Raw genomic sequence first — 17,018 nt, 5'->3', positions numbered from 1 at the left:
GATTACACCTTACCAATCATAATCTTCTTGCCGCCCTGACGGACCGACTCGTAGATCGCGTCAATTACCAGCATATCTTTTAGTCCTTCAACCCCGGTCATATTCGGGTCGGGCTTGTTGTTCAGGATACAGTCGGCCAGGCCATCCATCTGAGCGGTCTGGTGCGTTACTATGGGCTGGTTCATAGGCCCTTTATGGGTCACTCCCTTGATGGGACCATAGCCAAATGCCGGATCTAATTCGGCAAATCCGCTACTTCCAATCAGTCTCAGGCCTCCCAGACCATTGAAGTTGTAGGTAGTAGAGCAGTTGGCAATGGCTCCGCTCGGGAAGCCCAGCTGAAAGGTCATCGTTTCATCTACTTCTTTAAATTTGACCGGATCTGTCTTTACTTCCTGCGCTGTTACCCAGGTAGGTTCTTCACCCGTTCCATAGCGTGCTCCATTGATGCAGTAGATACCAACGTCCATCAGGGCGCCACCTCCCGCCAATTCCTGCTTGAGGCGCCACTGAGTAGGGTCACCGATTTTGAAACCTGAACCATTTTCCATAAACATCACTTTACCAAACTCACCGGCTTCGCGCATGCGAATCAGTTCACGGGTGTGGGGCTCAAAGTGGAGTCGGTACCCAACGTAGAACTTTACACCAGCTTTGTTGCAGGCAGCAATCATTTCGCGGGCCTGTTTGGCATTGTCGGCTACGGGCTTTTCGCAGATTACGTGTTTGCCGGCATTGGCTACCTGTATCACGTGCTTGTGGTGCAGCGAGTTAGGCGTGATCACGTACACTACGTCAATGTCTGAATTGTTTTTGATCTGGCTGACGGTATTGTAGTTGTAGATATTTTTGTCGGGGATGTTGTACTTCTTCTTCCAGGCTTCGGCCTTGGCCGGTGTGCCGGTGATAATACCTGTCAGCTCGGCTAGTTCACATTTTTCCATGGCCTCGGCCACACGGGTACCATAACTGCCCAAACCCATAATGGCTACGCGAAGCTTTTGGGCAGGCTTTGTATTAGAAAGGACAGGAGAGGCAGCAGCAGGTGAAATAAGACTTTGGGCTACGGCTGTGAAGCCTACACCCATAGTAAGGTTCTGTAAAAAGTCGCGACGGGTAAACATATAAAAGTATGTGTTGATTGGTTCAGAGATAATAAAGAATAGGCGATAGTAAAATTACTTTCTAACATAAGAAACTTTGCGGGAAGGTTGAGTGGCCGAATGTCCTCTGCTTATAAGAACAGATACAGGAGCAGGACCATTGTGATGCTAACCAGGCCCTGCAGGAAGGTCTGTACCGTAAAGCTACGGTAGGCATCGCGGCTGTTGAGGCCACTAAACTGCGATACGACCCAGAAGTACGAGTCATTGGCATGGGAAGCTACCATACCTCCGCTACCCACAGCGGCTACCAGCAAGGCCAGCTCTATACCGGTATCAAAGCCTGCCTGTACGGCAAACGGAGCCAGAAGGGAGGAGGTAATAACCAGCGATGAGGTGGTAGAGCCTTGGGCGGTTTTGAGAAAGGCCGCGGTACAGAACGCAAAGAGGAGTAGGCCCACTCCACTGAGAGCTTCACCACCCAACCAGCCGCTCACTACCTCTGCCAGTGAGGTAGCTTTCAGTACCGCGCCAAAGGCGCCACCGGCTCCCGTAAGTACCAGAATGGGACCCGCCTGAATAATTCCTTCCGAGATTGCTTGGAATAAAGTACTTTTTGTAGAATGGCGAAGGAGCGGAATGCAGAAAAATACTGCCAGCAGGAGAGCTACGAGCGGATTACCCAGAAAGTAAACTACCCTGGTTAATGACCCGGCCAGCCCTAACAGACTACCAAATGAAGCCACCGTAATGAGTAGCAGAGGAACCAGAATAGGAGTCATGGAGGTCGAAAGAGAGGGCAGATGGGGAGTGGTTTCGGCCGTATCTTTCTTCGGTAATGATGGAATCAGCGAGCTACCGGCGCGCCGGGCCCACCAGGTAATCAGCAGGATGTTGGGAATCGTAATGATAAGACCTAAACCAATTACTAAGCCCAGATAAGGCTCCGCGCCCAGATTGCCCGCGGCCGCAATAGGTCCGGGTGTAGGAGGTACCAGGGTATGCGTCGTGTACAGGCCGCCGGCTAGTCCCAGTGACGTGACCGCCGGACTTACTCCCGTACGCCGGGCCACGTGCTGGCTCAGCTTGGAGAGGATGATAAATCCCGAGTCACAGAATACGGGTATGCCCACTACGGCACCTATGGAGGCCATGGCCAGGGCCGGACGTTTCTCGCTGAACAGCCGGAGTACCGCGTCGGCAATGCGTTGCGCCGCGCCCGACTGCTCCAGTACTACCCCTACTACACTCCCAAGTACTACTACCAACCCAATGGCTCCCAGTAAGTCACCAAAGCCCCTGCCGATCGTTTTAATCAGTTCGGGAGCGGGGTGGCCGGTAGCCAGTCCCACACCCAGGGCCGCCAGTAGCAGCAGCAGTAGGGGATGCTGCTTGAACCGGGCGGTGCCCACTACAATAAACAGGATACTCAGTAGGACAACGATGATCAGGTACATGTAGGAAAATTGGATGGAAAGAGTTTATAGGTTTAATCAAAAGCGATACCTCAGTCCGGCCATTACACTGGTACCGTTGGCTCCTGCCTGTGTTTTGACCTGGTAAGTAGTGCCTTGCGCATCATCTACTAATTTACTATCTAAACGAAGCAAATTATCAGGGCCAAATAGACGCTTCACGGAGGCCGTCAAACCTAGTTTTCGGATAAAGTACCAGTTGAACTCCAAACCGGTTTCGCCCGAGAAAAAGCTTGATGAATGGGTGTGATTGTCGGTTGTAGTATAGTAGAGCATTGTACCGTTAGGCAGCCCTCTGCCGTTTCGGGACATGTTGGGGCCTATCATTTTAATTCCATTGTCTCCCTCCCAGCTGTAACCTGCCCCCAGCGTAGCCATAGCAGTCATGTTTTTCCTGAGTTGCCACAGAACTACTTTTAGGACCACCGGAATGTGCCAGTAAGTAACACGCAGCCTATACGACGTTCCGTCGCCCGGAGATGCACCCAATGATTTGTGTAAATCAAAGCTGTAGGTAGTATAGATACCCATTCGTTTGATACCTGATTCTATCTCCCACTTATTCCGGTAGTTAAAGCCGGAGATAAGCCCGCCTTTGAAGTTAAAGCCAAAAGGATAGGGAGAGTAAAACTCATCGCCGGAAAGGTGTGACCGGATCTGAGTAGTTGAGCCTTCTAACCGGACGTAATAGTGACTATGTACCCGCCCCAGTATCGAACTATGATTGGGCTTTGATTTGCCAGGCTGTGTACTGAAGTATTCATCCTGGGCCCATATGAGATGAGTCCAGCTCTGCATGAGGAGCAGGACTGTAAGGCTGGTCAAAATCCGAGCCATAGTAGAGGGTGTGGTTAATTAATAGTATGGGTACAAAAACCTAACTCAATGCTCACTACTCACAATGCTCATTAGTCACTCCTTATTGGTCACTGGTCACTGCTTATTGGTCATTGAAAGTCTCTTACACATCCTCTACATTAGCAGGCTGCATCTGCGGTACGATAAAATGAATAATCGCCAGCGCCACGATGTAGGTACCACTCGCAATGATGAACAGGGGCTGGTACCCGACGCGCCCGATAATGATACCCGTCACGGCCGCAAACAGGGCGCCACCAATGGCTCCGCACATACCGCCGATACCCGTCACAGAAGCTACCGCCTGCCGGGGGAACAGGTCTGAAGCGAAGGTGTACATATTGGCCGACCATCCCTGATGCGCCGACGTAGCCAATGAGATCAGGGCCACGGCTATGTATATGTTGTTAGTAGTAGAGGCGATAAATATCGGGAATACACAGATGGCGCAGATAAGCATGGTGGTCTTGCGGGCCCGGTTGATGGACCAGCCCATCTGGATAAACTTCGTCGACAGCCATCCAAAGAAGATACTACCCGCATCCGATACCAGATAGATGATCAGGAAGGGGATACCGATGCTTTTCAGGTCCAGCTTCTGATCCAGGGCTTCGTTGCTGTTAAAGAAGTCGGGCAGCCAGGTCAGGTAGAACCACCACACCGGGTCAGTCATGAACTTGCCCAGGGCGAAGGCCCAGGTCTGGCGGTAGGTCAGTAGCTTAGCCCAGGGAATACGCTTGAAGGGTACTGTTTCCTGATCGCTGTTGATGTAGTCAAGTTCGGCCTGGGTAACGTGGGGGTGCTTGGCGGGGCGACGGTAGGTAGTCCACCAGATGGCCAGCATCACAAAGCCCAGCAAACCAGTCACGATAAAGGACGTACGCCAGCCGTAGTTGAGCGTCATCCAGGGGACGGTGAGGGCCGTAACTATAATACCTACGTTGGTACCGGCATTGAATATCCCGTTGGCAAAGGAGCGTTCGCGCTTGGGAAACCATTCGGCTACGGTCTTGATGGCGGAGGGAAAGTTGCCCGATTCACCCAGTCCCAGCATAAAGCGGGTCATGCTCATCGTACGTACCGAACCAACAAAGGCATTGAGTATACCGGCGATACTCCAGATAAACATGGATATGGCATACCCACGGCGGGTACCTATACGGTCGATCAGCCAGCCGGCCAGTACGTAGCCGATGGCGTAAGCCCACTTAAAAGCCGAATCAACATACCCCATCCACTCCTTATAAAGTATGTTATCAGCGACCGTAATGGGTTGACCCGGTGCCAGTCCGATCATCTCCCGCTTGAAGTCGTCGTCTATCATGGTAAAGGATAGTACGTTACGATCAATGTAGTTGATGGTAGTGGCCGCAAAAAGAAGCATAACAATCCGCCAGCGGTAGTTGCCGATGCGTTCGGAAGTCATAAAGGGAGAGGGTTTAGAGAAATAGCCTTTGATGTGGCTAATTTAAGGAGTCTGGATGGCAGTATTGCAAGCTTTTCCTGCTATTGTATAAAAATACCCTGAGACGCCGGCGTCTCAGGGTAGTATTCAAAATGATAAATAGTAGTTACTGCTGCTTGTATACGGTACCGTCTTTCATGACGAAGGTGACGTTCTGCAGCGTTTTGATATCCTGTAACGGATTACCCTCAACGGCTATGATATCCGCCAGTTTGCCGGCCTCTATACTTCCTAGCGACTCGCTCATATCCAGCAGCATGGCATTGGTAACGGTAGCCGCTCTTATCGCCTCCATGGCCGTCATACCCCCTTCGAGCATGTACTCAAACTCCTTGGCGTTGTACCCGTGTGGATATACACCGGCATCAGTACCGAAGGCTATCTTCACCCCGGCTTTAACCGCCCTGGCAAAGGTAGCCTGTAGCTTGGGACCAATAGCCAGCGCTTTGGGAGTAACCAGCGGTGGGTAGTAGCCCATAATGCGGGCGGAGTCGGCCGTTGTACGTCCGGCTATGATGGTAGGTACATAGTAGGTACCGTGTTTCTTGAAAAGCTCAATGGCTTCATCGTCCATAAGAGTACCGTGCTCGATGGTCTGTACGCCGCCCCGGATGGCCCGTTTCATGCCCTCGGCGCCGTGGGCGTGAGCCGCTACATGAAAGCCGTAGTCGTGGGCGGTTTCTACAATTACCTTTACTTCTTCTTCCGTAAACTGCGGCCCCTGTCCGTCTTTGGCGTTGGAAAGTACTCCGCCCGTAGCAGTGATCTTAATCACATCCGCTCCGTCCTTGTAGCGCTGGCGTACGGCCTTACGGGCGTCGTCGGCACTATTTACTACGCCCTCGTTGGGTCCGGGATCACCCATCAGGTCTTTGCGGTAGCCGTTGGTCGGGTCGGCGTGGCCGCCGGTGGAGGCAATGGATTTGCCCGAGGTAAAGATTCGGGGACCTTCTACCAGGCCTTTATTGATGGCGTTGCGCAAGGCTATATTCACCCCACTACCACCCAGGTCACGCACCGTTGTAAAGCCGGCCAGTAAGGTAGTCTTGGCGTAGCGGGCCGCCTGAAAGGCTACATCGGGCGGATTCTGTACGAAGCGGTCGTAGGAGCCGCCCCGGCGGGTTTCGTTTTCGAGGTGTACGTGCATGTCTATCAGCCCAGGCAGTACGTACTTGTTTTTGAGGTCAATAACGTTATCATTGGCAGCAGCCCGGCTGTACCCGCGCTCGACGGCACTGATTTTGTTCTTGTCCAGTACGATGGTCATCTGGCGCTGTACTTCCCCCTTATTTACATCCAGCAGATTGCCGCAATGAATAAGGGTACGTTGAGCGTAGGCTGTAGAGGATAGTGCACCCAGAAGGGTAGCTGCAAAGAGGAAAAGTTTTTTCATCTGATGAGAAGACCTATAAAGAGGCAAATTACAAATAAAGCATTTTTAGCCACATGAGCGCTCCTCCCGGCTCCTGAAAAGTTGAGGCACAAAAAATATTCCGTAAAATCGGGTTGTGACTTAATCTGTAGTGACACAATGAGCGTAAGTATCATTACAAAGTAAACCAGATAAAAATTAGTATTAAAAAGTTAAAACGCTTGATTGTGCGCTGGCAGGATTAGTAATACAGGCACACGCTTAGTCTGGTACCTTCAAGGCCCGGATGGACGGAGATCGTAATGTGATCGTGGTAGATAAGAAAGAAAATAATGCTACTAGTGTAAACATCTGCGATGTGTATTAGTCCAACGGAGTCATCCACTCCATTGATACGGTACTGCTTTCCAGTTGAGTCTGGATATATCGGTAGGTAACTTCTTCACTAGACATAGAACGTAATTTTTTGACTGTTGGTTACATGGGTAAAGTCCAGAAGGAATGGGTGTTTGCTCGTACTATTTTATATTAATTTGGTAAGTAATTATAAAGCCTTGAACAAATTTTGTTTAGCTTGCCGAAAGGTAAAATTATAACAAAAAGCAACCTTGGCGACCCCAAAACAAAAATACAACGAAGACGAGCTGGTTGCTTCGCTGAAAAGAAATGAGCAGGCAGCTTTCGAGTATCTCTATGATCATTATTCTGGAGCCCTGTATAATGTAATCAGCAAAATTGTACGTGATGATGAAAAAGCCGAAGATGTTATGCAGGAGGCTTTTTTGAAAATATGGAGAAGTATCTCTTCGTACAATCCCGATAAGGGCAGGCTATTTACGTGGATGCTGAATATAGCTCGTAATACCAGTATAGATGCGGTAAGAGCAGAAGGCAGAAAGCCTGGATTTGATGATATACAGGATAATCTTGATCGAGCGGAGCAACATGCTAGTTATCAACCTTCTCCATCTACGATGGATCTGAAGTCCCTGGTAGAAAAACTGAAGCCGGAACGAAAGATACTGGTGGATCTGGTATACTTCCAGGGATACACCCAGGAAGAAGTATCTGAACAGCTACGTATACCATTAGGTACGGTAAAGTCACGAATCCGGACAGCGTTACAAGATCTTAAAAATTATTTTTCAGTATGAATATTCAGGCCTACATAGAGTCAGGCATTTTGGAAGAATACGTGCTCGGTACCGTTTCATCGCAGGAAAAGCAGGAAGTGGAGTGCTTGTCTAAAATATATCCCGAAGTAAAGAGCGAACTGTTGAAGCTGGAGCAGGCGATGGAAAGTTATGCGCTTGAACACCAGACTCCTCCACCAGCTCATCTGAAGGGAAAGATATTCGATCAAATGAAATTTGGTCCTGTACCTGAGCAGGTGGAACCAGTGGAGGATAACGGGAGTACCGTAGTACCTATCGGTACCGGCACCGCCACGACCCGCCCACTCTGGGGCACACTAGCCGTAGCGGCATCCGTGCTACTGGCGGTCTTGTTTGGCTGGGCCTTCTACCAGATGTCGGCGTACCGGGAGCAAAACGAGACGCTTGCCGCTGAGATAGAAGCCGTCAGAAACGAGTCGGCCTACCAACAAAATCTGGCCAGTCTGTACCGCAACCCTGACTACAAGGTGGTGAGGATGGCGGGCGTAGAGAAGTCGCCGGAGAGCAGTGTAGTAGCCTTCTGGAACCAGAGTACTAATGAAGTATTACTGGATGTACAGAATCTGCCCGCTCCACCCGCTAACCGGCAGTACCAACTGTGGAGTATTGTAAATGGTACCCCAGTGGATATGGGGGTGCTGGATCCGGAGTTTGGTGGTAAAATATTAAAAATGAAAGCTACACAGCCCGGTGCGGCAGCCTTTGCCATTACTCTCGAGAAGGAGGGAGGCAGTCCTAATCCTACTCTTGAGCAGATGTATGTGATGGGCAACGTGTAGGATAGCTTATATAAACGTATACAACAGAAAAGCGGAAGGGCGAACCCCTTCCGCTTTTCTGTTATCGGAGGTATCAGTGACAGGAATAATTGTAGCCAACTTTGGTTATTGAGTATACTTGCAGGTGCTTAATCTGTCAAAATAACACAATAAGCTGGGTATAGATGTATGAATCATGTACTACTTTCAACGTATATACCCCTGGGTTCATGAATGTAACCGGTTCAATAATGGATAAGCCAATGACCCCACTGGAGCGTGTCCGGACCGGGAAAGAGTGGCCCTGCTGACTGATCAACTCAGCTGCGAATTGCTCGGCCTCGTCGGTTCGCAGATAAACGGGGCCAACTGGAGCCGGATTCGGGAAAACGGTAAACAGGCGCGGAGCGTCACCCCGGAATATAGCCACCGCCGGAGAGTAGTAGACCTGTCCCGATTGGCTCTCGGTCTTGATCCGGTAGTACGCCGTCTGCTCGTCAGGATCAGGATCTACGAATGAATACAGCCTGGGGTTTTGATTATCCGGCTCCGTGTTCACCGGCCCTATATCGACGTAGGTTTCCCGGTCCAGGCTTTTCTGTACAGTCATGCTGCGGCGCTGAGTGTCAATGGCCACCAGCCAGTACAGTGTTACCTCCGTAGCGGTAGGGTAGGCCGTGAGGCGGCGGATATACTGCGGAGAGGCTAGTGTTCGGTCTACCAGCAGGGCCTCTGACAGGCTTCCCACCAGCCGGGGCTGCTGCACTACCACTCTGAGGTAGTACTTCCGGCTGGTAAGCGTATCAGGCAGGCTTATAGTGAGCGGACTGTTGCTGCCGTATCCAACCGTGGCTACGTACCTGCCATCTTCGGCTATAAGCTCGGCCTGTACCCGGCTATCAGTCGGTAGATTTCTCTCGATCCGGTAAGAGATCAAAAAGTTACTGCCGGGCGGGGCAGCCGCCGGCACTACTCCTGTGTGCACAAAGCCCCGTGGTAGTATAGGGGTAGTTTGCTGGAAATACTGATCCGTCAGGTTGTTGCTCCAGGCCTGTGCTACTTCGGTGAGTCCCTGTGTACCTCTATGGACATTTTCATAATGGCCGTGCTGGGGACGAGGTACCTGGATGAGGTCTGTATCCGGTCCGAGCCGTACGTTCAGACCGGGAGTCGCGGCCAACTGTTTCTGTGCGTTGACTACGGGCTCGTAGGGAGTGTTCAGGTTGTTGCTGATGGTAGCCTGGGCTATTACCCAGTTTACGTTAGCCCCAAAGTCCTCGCGTGATCTCCGGATCAGGTATCGCATGTTGTTATAGTACCTGTCCTGCGCTATTTTCAGGTGGGCGGCGTCATTTTCACCGTGCGACCACAGCACCGACCTGATTCCCAGCCAGGAGTGAAAGTAGTTGAGGGTATTGCGCAGGTTGGTGTAGGGTTGTTGGTTGGGCCAGTTTTTGCCTACATAGATATTCAGTGTATTCTTTCCTTCGGCGGCTTCGCGCCAGTTTTCCGAATTGGCAGCGGGCCAGGCTGCATTTGTGAATAAGACCGGTACCTGCAGCCGCTCCGACAACAGGCTACCCAGTTCGCCCCAGTACCAGGCCGACTCACCACCGGGATATATGCTGTCAGTAGCAGTCAGGGGAGTGAATACCGGATGCCGCATAGGCTGGTCCGGCGCTTTCAGTATAAAATCGGAGTAGTCGAGGTACTTATTGAGGGCGTTGAAGCTGAGCACCTGGTCAGAAGCACTCTTTGCTCCCAGGTTGGGCAGCCCCATCGCGTTGGAGTTGCCCGAAATCATAAACACTTCACCTACTCCTACCTGATTGACCCGCACGGTGTCTACCGGCTGGTCGTTCATAATTCCTCTTACTTCAAGACGATACCATCCGCCCTGAGCCGACAGGGAGCCGGTGAAGCTTCCCTGCTGGGGACGGGTAGCCAGTAAGGTCCAGCCTTCGCTTACCGGCAGGCTGCCCTCTATGGTAACCAGTCGTGCCTCTACGCGGTCGAAGGGCAGAAAAGCGAATCCTGACACTGGAATCTGAATATTCCGGTTAGGATCGCGCTGGAGTACAATACGCTCAGTGGGAAAGGTAATAACGAGCTGAGCCAGCAGATTGTGGCTTATAAGAATGCATAGTAAGAAAGAGCGTATAGGATAGGCCATAGAAGCAGGGAGGTGCTGTGGGTATTAACTACTATAACCTGCTGACTGTTATGTCGCTCGCTAAATGGCAGGCATAATGGCCTGTTTATTTTATTTTTCAAACAGTAATGTAAATTGTTTGAAAAATAGATTTATATTTGTGAACCTAAAAGTAAAGCCCGGTAATGCCAAGAAAAGCAGAAGATAAAGAGGAAAAGCGGAACGTCATCTTGAACGGAGCGCTGGAAGTATTTACCCGCTATGGGTATGATAAGACTACCCTGGATGATATTGGAAAAGTAGTAGGTCTTAATAAGGCATCGCTCTACTATTACTATAAAAATAAGGAGGAGATATTTCTGGCGACGGTGCTGCGCGAAAGCCAGCGGGAGATAGCCCTGCTTCAGGAAAAAGTAAAAGATATTGAGGATGTGTCGGAGAAGATCATCACGTACTTCATTGAGCGGCTTCAGTACTACCGCCAGGTGCTGGGTCTGATGAGTCTTTCGACCGAGAGTCTCCGAAGCTTACAGCCGGTATTTGATAACCTGTACCGCGAGATGCAGCAGAAGGAGGTGTCTTATATTGCCGGATGTCTGGCTACGCTGGTACAAGGAGATTCACACAAAGCCGCCGGGATGTTGTTTGCCATGGCCGATGCTCTTAAGCACAAAGCTGTACTTGAGTCGGGGGCGGTGTTGTCGGCAGGGGCGGATTTCTCGGAGGTAGAACAGCACCTGCGTTACCTGATCGGTCTGCACCTGAAAGGATTACAAGCCAACTAACCAATTAATCTATACTACCACTATGAAAACTGTATTGATCACAGGTACCTCGTCCGGGATTGGAAAGGCTGCCGTTAAGTACTTCTCTGACAAAGGCTGGAACGTAGCCGCGACTCTCCGCCGGCCCGAGCAGGAAAAGGAAATGCACATCTGGCCCCACGTGAAGCTATTCCGGCTGGATGTAACGGATCCGGTCAGTATCAAAGCAGCCATCGCCGATGCCATCGCCGCCTTTGGTGATATTGACGTTATTGTCAATAACGCTGGCTACGGGGGCGTGGGCGTATTCGAGGCCGCTACCGAGGAGCAGATCCGGCGGCAGTTCGATACCAATGTATTCGGCGTTATGAATGTCATTCGTGAAATCCTGCCGCACTTCCGGGCCCGGCGCGACGGTACTATTATCAACGTCACCTCCATGGGTGGACTTCTCACCTTCCCCATCTACTCGGTGTACCACGGTACCAAGTGGGCCGTAGAGGGCTTTGCCGAGGCACTGTCTTTTGAGCTGCGCCCGTTCAATATCCGGGTCAAGAACATTGAGCCGGGTGCTATTAAGACGGACTTCTACGACCGCTCCCAGGACTTGTTCCGGAAAGAAGGCCTCACCGACTACGACCATTACCAGGAGGTAACCCTTCGTAATACCCAGAAAGCCGGGGAGGATGCCCCGGGCCCGGAGGTAGTAGCCCGTAAGATCTACCAGGCAGCTACGGATGGTAGTTTTAAGCTACGTTACCCGGTAGGGTCCGAGTCGCCCGTGCTCCTGTTTGTCCGCCGCCTGATCCCCCTAAGCTGGTTTCATGGCGTAGTACGTTCGGTCGTAGAGAAAGGCTACTACAAAGAATCTACCCGTGTGCCTTCGGCTACTCCCCTGCAGACAAGTCGCTAAGGATGCCAGCCTTTCAAAACTAGTATAGCCAGAAAACCTACCACGTAAGCCACGGCCACAAACCAGCCTTTAGTAAACCACCGGCTGACCGACCGGGCCTCCGGGAATATGTTGGAAATAGCTACGCCCGCCGACGAGCCAAACCAGATCATGGACCCGCCAAAGCCCACCGCATAAGCCAGTATGGCCCAGTCGTAGCCGCCCTGGTCCAGCGCGAGTTTGGTGAGGGGAATATTGTCAAATACCGACGATACAAAGCCCAGTACAAAGGCTGACTGCCAGGAGGCAGGCGGTAGCTCGTTGATGGGCATCAGGGAAGCACAGGTTACCAGGGCCAGCAGGAATAGGGTACCCGGCAGGGCCTCCCGTATTTCGTGCCAGGGCGTCTGGCGGATCAGCGAACCAAGCAGAATCGCTACCCACACCCCCAGGGCCGGGAAGTCAAACAGCACATTGGTAGCGATCGTGAGCAGTAGGATGAGACCCACAATGCCCAGGCGTACGTAGTCAATGGTCAGCCCCTCCACCGGATCTTTCTGGATACGCTGGTACCGGTCCTGTACCCGGGAGGCTACGAAAGCAAACGTCAGAAAAGCCGTAACGGCCGCTATATAGGCCGGGAAAACATCCGTGGCCGGTACGCCCGCAATCCACATCATAGTCGTAGTGGTATCACCTACTACGCTACCCGAGCCTCCGGCGTTACTGGCGGCTACGATGGCTGCCAGGTAGCCTATATGTACTTTATTCTTGAACACAACCAGTGCCACGGTACCCCCGATCATGGCGGCGGCGATATTGTCCAGAAACGACGACATCACGAAGATCAGCGCCAGCAGGACGAAGCCGCCCTTCCAGTCGTCGGGCAGGTACCTGGGCAGGTAGTCGGGTACGCCTGATGTCTCAAAGTGCTTGGCCAGAATGGCGAAGCCCAGCAACAGGCCAAACAGGTTTAGCAGTATAGCCCACTCACCGCCCCGTAGGTGCTTGTCGAAGAGTTGCTCCACGAGCGGGCGGGTACCCAGGAAGTGCTCCTCCCAGTGGTAGGTCGGGTCAAATACCAGCTTGAAGATGATGATGCTAAGCAGGCCCAGCAGGGCTACCCTAAGAGTATGGTGGTGAAAGAGTGCAACGCATAGCAGCGTTAGTCCGAACAGAATAAATTCTATCCGAATGTGCAGGAAAGAAGGAGGGACCATGTGGTGTATGTGCGGTTGAAAAATGGCACTAAAAGTACAAAGCTTTTTATCTCATTTTCAATAGCTTTTCCACCTGTAAAAAAATAAAAATCGACAGGCTTTCCTGAGTACTCTATTCGTGCTCGGGAAAGCCTGTCGCAGTCGGTATATAAGTAGGTATTACCAGCGGTCCAAACCCAGCAGTTTCCGGCCCAGCGGGCTCAGTTCAGCGGTTGGGTACTTTGTTTTTTCCCAGCCGCGCGGATCACCGGGGAAGGCGTAGCCCTCGGGCGCTACGCGATCACGCCAGGAGGCTATACGCCACTGCCTTAGGGTCTCGTTGTCCTCCTGCGCCGGCATCATGGATATGTACTGGGCTATGCGTACCTTGTCCTTGCTGCGGTTGGGGCGAATGCCATGCGGCTCGGTGCTGTTGAAGATAAGCAGATCACCTGCTTCCAGGGGTACTTTCACAATCTCAAAGCCTGTTACATCCGGCTGGAAGTGGTTGCGGTCCTCGGGCTGGGTCAGCTTCCAGGTATCGTAGGTACGATACAACTCCGGCACGCACTGAAAGCCTCCCATGTCGGGGTCAGTCTGGTCAGCCAGGGCCAGTACGCCCTGTACGTTCTGTGGCTTGGTTTCAGGATCGTAGTCCCAGTGGATAAAGCCTTTGAACTCGTGGCCGGGGCGCATGGGCATATTCAGGTTGGCTCGGTCAATGGTCACCCACAGTTTCTCGGTACCCCATATATCCACAAAGGCGTCGTACACCCGCTGCATCTGCCGGTTGTCCCATAGGTACTGGTGGTTGTAGACCTCCACCATACCGCTGCCGGTCAGTTCCTTCATCTTCATTTCGGCGCGGGGCGGCGCGTACCAGGTTTCCGGGTCGTTCGGATCTTTCTCCTCAAACTCCCACAGGAAGCCAGCCAGCCGCTCGGCTTGTTCGCGGGGTACTGCATTCTTAATTACAATGTAGCCGTTATGTACCCAGAACTGCCAGTCTTCTTCCGAAAGTACTCTAAGGGGCTTACCGTTGGAGCGGTCGTTGAGTTTGATAGGGCTGCTGATCGCCGTGGAGGGATTGCCTGGTATATCCTTGTGGGCATTGTCAGGAACCATGGTGGGAGCCATACCGGTAGCCATGGTTGGAGTTTCTTCTGCTTTCATATTCGTCGCGTTAAGGATTGTTAGTAGTTAAGTCAAAGGTACCTGGTTACCCCGCCCGTCTCTACTCCAATACTTACCCGTTTTTGTTCTATATTGATATTTTTTATAATATAGCAGAGGTGATAGGTGCAGAATAGTGAAATTCTCGATTTTCGAATGCGGAATATCGATTTGCTATCCGCTGACTCCGATTTGCAATCGGGGCGGACTCAATTAGCGTTTAAAACGCTGTCAGATTTAACCCCGATTACAAATCGGGGTTAGCGAGGTGGGAAGGTCTCTATAATATCATTAGAACACTTATGAAAGTCCAGCTTGAAGAAGTACTGCCCGATCAGGACCGGTCGTTCCGACTCTTGCTGACGCCCCGGCTTAATGACCAGTTTTACTGGCACTTCCACCCGGAGTACGAGATCGTGTACGTCGAGGGGGCCAGCGGGACACGCCACATCGGTAGCCATATCTCGCGCTACGAGGGCAGCGATCTGGTATTTATGGGCCCCAATATCCCGCACCTCAACTTCGACTACGGCGTTCGTACCGACTGTGAGCAGGTGATCGTGCAGATGAAGGATAGTTTTCTGGGGAAGGATTTTCTGGCGGCTCCCGAATTAGCAGCGGTTCACCGGCTTTTTGAGCAGGCCCGGCACGGACTTTCATTTCATGGTACCACCAAGCAGCAGGCAGGAGAGCGTCTGAAAAGGCTCGTGACCCTGCCTCCCTTTGAGCAACTCATCGAACTGCTGCGGGTATTTCAACTGCTAGCCACGACCGAAGAAGTCACCTTGCTGAACACACAGCCCGTCGAATACAACTACAACCTCAAGGAACAGCAGCGGATGAAGCAGCTGTATGCTTTTATAGAAGAGAATTTTAAGCGTAAAATTGAAATCAGTGAAGTGGCCGGGCTGACCAACCTGAGCGAAGCAGCCTTTTGCCGGTACTTCAAAAAACTGACCCGCATGACCTTTACGGAGTTCCTGAACCAGTACCGTATCCACCAGGCCAAGCAGCTCCTGCTCCTTGACCACAACGTGACCGAGGCCTGCTATGAAAGCGGTTTCGAAAGCCTGTCGTACTTCAATAAGACCTTCAAGAAGATAGCCGGTGAAAATCCGCTGCAGTTCAAGAAGCGGCATCTGGTATAGGTACCTCTCTTACGCCAGTAGACTATGCACGATGCGCCCATGTACATCGGTGAGACGATAGCGGCGTCCCTGGCTCTTGTAGGTGAATTTTTCGTGGTCAATTCCCATCAGGTGCAGCAGCGTAGCCTGAAAGTCATGTACATGCACCGGATCTCTGACCACGTTATGCGCAAAATCATCGGTTTCCCCATAGACAAGTCCCGGTTTAGTACCTCCGCCTGCCATCCACATGGTAAAGGCTCCGGGATGGTGGTCGCGGCCGAAGGCTTCGGGCGTGAGCTTCCCCTGGCAAAAGCTCGTCCGGCCAAATTCTCCGCCCCATACGACCAGGGTATCGTCCAGCAGGCCCCGCTGCTTGAGGTCCTGCACCAGCGCCGCCGAGGGTTGGTCGGTCTGTTGGGTAGCGCGGCGGATGCCACTGGACAGGCTGCCATGATGGTCCCAGCCCAGGTGGTACAACTGAACGAACCGTACATCATTTTCGGCCAGCCGCCGCGCCAGCAGGCAGTTGTAGGCAAAGGTGCCGGGAGTTGTAACATCCGGCCCGTACATATCCAGGATGTGCTGTGGCTCGTTAGAAATATCCGTAACGCCCGGTATGGCTGTCTGCATCCGAAATGCCATTTCGTACTGGTTGAGGCGCGAGTCTACTTCCGGGTCGTGCCAGGTTTCATTCTGCAGTAGGTTCAGCTCCTTAATATAATCCAGAGCCCGGCGACGGTCTACCCGATCGACACCGGCCGAGGAGGACAGGTACAGCACCGGATCTTTGCCTGACATAAACTGTACTCCCTGGTGGTGCGAGGGCAGAAAGCCGTTGCTCCAGGCGGCAGAACTGATAGGCTGGTCGCCGCCACCTTTGGACAGCATCACGATAAATGAAGGCAGGTTTTCGTTGAGGCTACCCAGGCCGTAGCTCAGCCACGAGCCTATGCACGGACGCCCGCTCAACTGGTTTCCCGTCTGCATGAATACCATGGCCGGCTCGTGATTGATCTGCTCCGTGTACATGGATTTCACCAAACAAAGGTCGTCCACTACCTTGCCAGTGTAGGGAAGCAGGTCGCTGATGTAGGTACCATTAGAGCCTCGCCGGGTGAAGGTAGCAGCGGGCTGGGCCAGCGGAAAGCTGTACTGGTTGGTAACCATACCCGAAATACGATTGGTACCCATGACCGATGGAGGTATCTCCTGCCCGTGCATCTGGGTGAGTTTGGGCTTGTACTCAAATAGCTCCATCTGCGAGGGACCGCCACTCTGAAACAGGTAAATGACCCGCTTCGCCTTAGGCGCAAAGTGCGGATTCCCGAGGGGCTGGTTTTCTTCCGGAGTCTGGACAGCACCGGGGGGATCAACAGCTCCGGCTTTGTCATTCCTGCAGCCCATCAGGGAGCCAAGGGCGATACTACCGAGGCCTAGTACACTGCCCCGCAGGAAGTCGCGCCGTTGCTGGTTAAGCAGGTGTTGCTGTATCTCGTCCATAG

14 protein-coding genes are annotated in these 17,018 nt (G+C 52.2%); 5 read left to right on the top strand and 9 right to left on the bottom strand.

The features are described from left to right. Positions 1–2: 2 nt before the first annotated feature. From JUB14_RS23765 to JUB14_RS23745, 5 genes are all read right to left on the bottom strand, one after another. Positions 3–1,124, bottom strand: coding sequence for a Gfo/Idh/MocA family protein (locus JUB14_RS23765; protein ID WP_207509347.1), 1,122 nt, complete (start codon positions 1,122–1,124; stop codon positions 3–5). Between the two features lie 110 nt (positions 1,125–1,234). Further along, entirely contained in the window at positions 1,235–2,560 is a 1,326-nt protein-coding gene (locus JUB14_RS23760) for a GntP family permease (RefSeq protein ID WP_207509346.1), read from the bottom strand. Between the two features lie 36 nt (positions 2,561–2,596). Then, the gene (locus tag JUB14_RS23755) at positions 2,597–3,415 is read right to left on the bottom strand and encodes a hypothetical protein (RefSeq protein ID WP_207509345.1); all 819 of its coding nucleotides are present in this window, start codon (positions 3,413–3,415) and stop codon (positions 2,597–2,599) included. Positions 3,416–3,539: 124 nt separating this feature from the next. Further along, positions 3,540–4,862 carry an MFS transporter gene (locus tag JUB14_RS23750; protein ID WP_207509344.1) on the bottom strand — a complete coding sequence of 441 codons (1,323 nt, stop codon included), beginning with the start codon at positions 4,860–4,862 and terminating at the stop codon, positions 3,540–3,542. 145 nt (positions 4,863–5,007) lie between these two features. Further along, the gene (locus JUB14_RS23745) at positions 5,008–6,294 is read right to left on the bottom strand and encodes a metal-dependent hydrolase family protein (RefSeq protein ID WP_207509343.1); all 1,287 of its coding nucleotides are present in this window, start codon (positions 6,292–6,294) and stop codon (positions 5,008–5,010) included. A 587-nt stretch (positions 6,295–6,881) separates the two neighbouring features. Between JUB14_RS23745 and JUB14_RS23740 the strand changes: the two genes are divergently transcribed. Continuing rightward, positions 6,882–7,427, top strand: coding sequence for an RNA polymerase sigma factor (locus JUB14_RS23740; protein ID WP_207509342.1), 546 nt, complete (start codon positions 6,882–6,884; stop codon positions 7,425–7,427). Beyond that, complete coding sequence (locus JUB14_RS23735; protein WP_207509341.1) at positions 7,424–8,227, top strand: anti-sigma factor; 804 nt, start codon at positions 7,424–7,426, stop codon at positions 8,225–8,227. Before JUB14_RS23740 ends, JUB14_RS23735 begins: the two co-directional genes overlap by 4 nt. 136 nt (positions 8,228–8,363) lie before the next feature. Here the strand turns inward: JUB14_RS23735 and JUB14_RS23730 are convergent, their stop codons facing one another. After that, the gene (locus JUB14_RS23730) at positions 8,364–10,379 is read right to left on the bottom strand and encodes a sialate O-acetylesterase (protein ID WP_207509340.1); all 2,016 of its coding nucleotides are present in this window, start codon (positions 10,377–10,379) and stop codon (positions 8,364–8,366) included. 164 nt (positions 10,380–10,543) lie between these two features. Between JUB14_RS23730 and JUB14_RS23725 the strand changes: the two genes are divergently transcribed. Together JUB14_RS23725 and JUB14_RS23720 are read left to right on the top strand one after the other, a co-directional pair. After that, positions 10,544–11,143, top strand: a complete 600-nt coding sequence (locus JUB14_RS23725; RefSeq protein WP_207509339.1) for a TetR/AcrR family transcriptional regulator — start codon at positions 10,544–10,546, stop codon at positions 11,141–11,143. A 22-nt stretch (positions 11,144–11,165) separates the two neighbouring features. After that, on the top strand, positions 11,166–12,035 hold the full coding sequence (locus tag JUB14_RS23720; RefSeq protein WP_207509338.1) for an SDR family oxidoreductase: 870 nt from the start codon (positions 11,166–11,168) through the stop codon (positions 12,033–12,035). On the opposite strand, the gene JUB14_RS23715 is transcribed toward JUB14_RS23720, so the two are convergent. Both JUB14_RS23715 and JUB14_RS23710 read right to left on the bottom strand, forming a co-directional pair. After that, on the bottom strand, positions 12,032–13,234 hold the full coding sequence (locus JUB14_RS23715; protein WP_207509337.1) for an SLC13 family permease: 1,203 nt from the start codon (positions 13,232–13,234) through the stop codon (positions 12,032–12,034). The two genes, JUB14_RS23720 and JUB14_RS23715, sit on opposite strands and share 4 nt — an antisense overlap. 159 nt (positions 13,235–13,393) lie before the next feature. Next, on the bottom strand, positions 13,394–14,386 hold the full coding sequence (locus JUB14_RS23710; RefSeq protein ID WP_207509336.1) for a phytanoyl-CoA dioxygenase family protein: 993 nt from the start codon (positions 14,384–14,386) through the stop codon (positions 13,394–13,396). A gap of 302 nt (positions 14,387–14,688) precedes the next feature. Here JUB14_RS23710 and JUB14_RS23705 point away from each other — a divergent pair, with 302 nt between their 5' ends. After that, complete coding sequence (locus JUB14_RS23705) at positions 14,689–15,534, top strand: helix-turn-helix domain-containing protein (RefSeq protein WP_207509335.1); 846 nt, start codon at positions 14,689–14,691, stop codon at positions 15,532–15,534. Between the two features lie 9 nt (positions 15,535–15,543). Here the strand turns inward: JUB14_RS23705 and JUB14_RS23700 are convergent, their stop codons facing one another. Further along, positions 15,544–17,016, bottom strand: coding sequence for a DUF1501 domain-containing protein (locus JUB14_RS23700; RefSeq protein WP_207509334.1), 1,473 nt, complete (start codon positions 17,014–17,016; stop codon positions 15,544–15,546). Between the last annotated feature and the right edge of the window lie 2 nt (positions 17,017–17,018).

This window comes from Telluribacter humicola (genome assembly GCF_017355935.1).
In the GTDB taxonomy this organism is placed as follows: domain Bacteria; phylum Bacteroidota; class Bacteroidia; order Cytophagales; family Spirosomataceae; genus Telluribacter; species Telluribacter humicola.
Note: the sequence above shows the minus strand (reverse complement) of the source record. Positions and strands in the feature narration are given on the sequence as shown.

What these genes read in the sequence shown, in the direction of transcription:
- JUB14_RS23765 (WP_207509347.1), bottom strand. Translation starts at nt 1,124, where the DNA reads ATGTTTACCCGTCGCGACTTTTTACAGAACCTTACTATGGGTGTAGGC.
- JUB14_RS23760 (WP_207509346.1), bottom strand. Translation starts at nt 2,560, where the DNA reads ATGTACCTGATCATCGTTGTCCTACTGAGTATCCTGTTTATTGTAGTG.
- JUB14_RS23755 (WP_207509345.1), bottom strand. Translation starts at nt 3,415, where the DNA reads ATGGCTCGGATTTTGACCAGCCTTACAGTCCTGCTCCTCATGCAGAGC.
- JUB14_RS23750 (WP_207509344.1), bottom strand. Translation starts at nt 4,862, where the DNA reads ATGACTTCCGAACGCATCGGCAACTACCGCTGGCGGATTGTTATGCTT.
- JUB14_RS23745 (WP_207509343.1), bottom strand. Translation starts at nt 6,294, where the DNA reads ATGAAAAAACTTTTCCTCTTTGCAGCTACCCTTCTGGGTGCACTATCC.
- JUB14_RS23735 (WP_207509341.1), top strand. Translation starts at nt 7,424, where the DNA reads ATGAATATTCAGGCCTACATAGAGTCAGGCATTTTGGAAGAATACGTG.
- JUB14_RS23730 (WP_207509340.1), bottom strand. Translation starts at nt 10,379, where the DNA reads ATGGCCTATCCTATACGCTCTTTCTTACTATGCATTCTTATAAGCCAC.
- JUB14_RS23725 (WP_207509339.1), top strand. Translation starts at nt 10,544, where the DNA reads ATGCCAAGAAAAGCAGAAGATAAAGAGGAAAAGCGGAACGTCATCTTG.
- JUB14_RS23720 (WP_207509338.1), top strand. Translation starts at nt 11,166, where the DNA reads ATGAAAACTGTATTGATCACAGGTACCTCGTCCGGGATTGGAAAGGCT.
- JUB14_RS23715 (WP_207509337.1), bottom strand. Translation starts at nt 13,234, where the DNA reads ATGGTCCCTCCTTCTTTCCTGCACATTCGGATAGAATTTATTCTGTTC.
- JUB14_RS23710 (WP_207509336.1), bottom strand. Translation starts at nt 14,386, where the DNA reads ATGAAAGCAGAAGAAACTCCAACCATGGCTACCGGTATGGCTCCCACC.
- JUB14_RS23705 (WP_207509335.1), top strand. Translation starts at nt 14,689, where the DNA reads ATGAAAGTCCAGCTTGAAGAAGTACTGCCCGATCAGGACCGGTCGTTC.
- JUB14_RS23700 (WP_207509334.1), bottom strand. Translation starts at nt 17,016, where the DNA reads ATGGACGAGATACAGCAACACCTGCTTAACCAGCAACGGCGCGACTTC.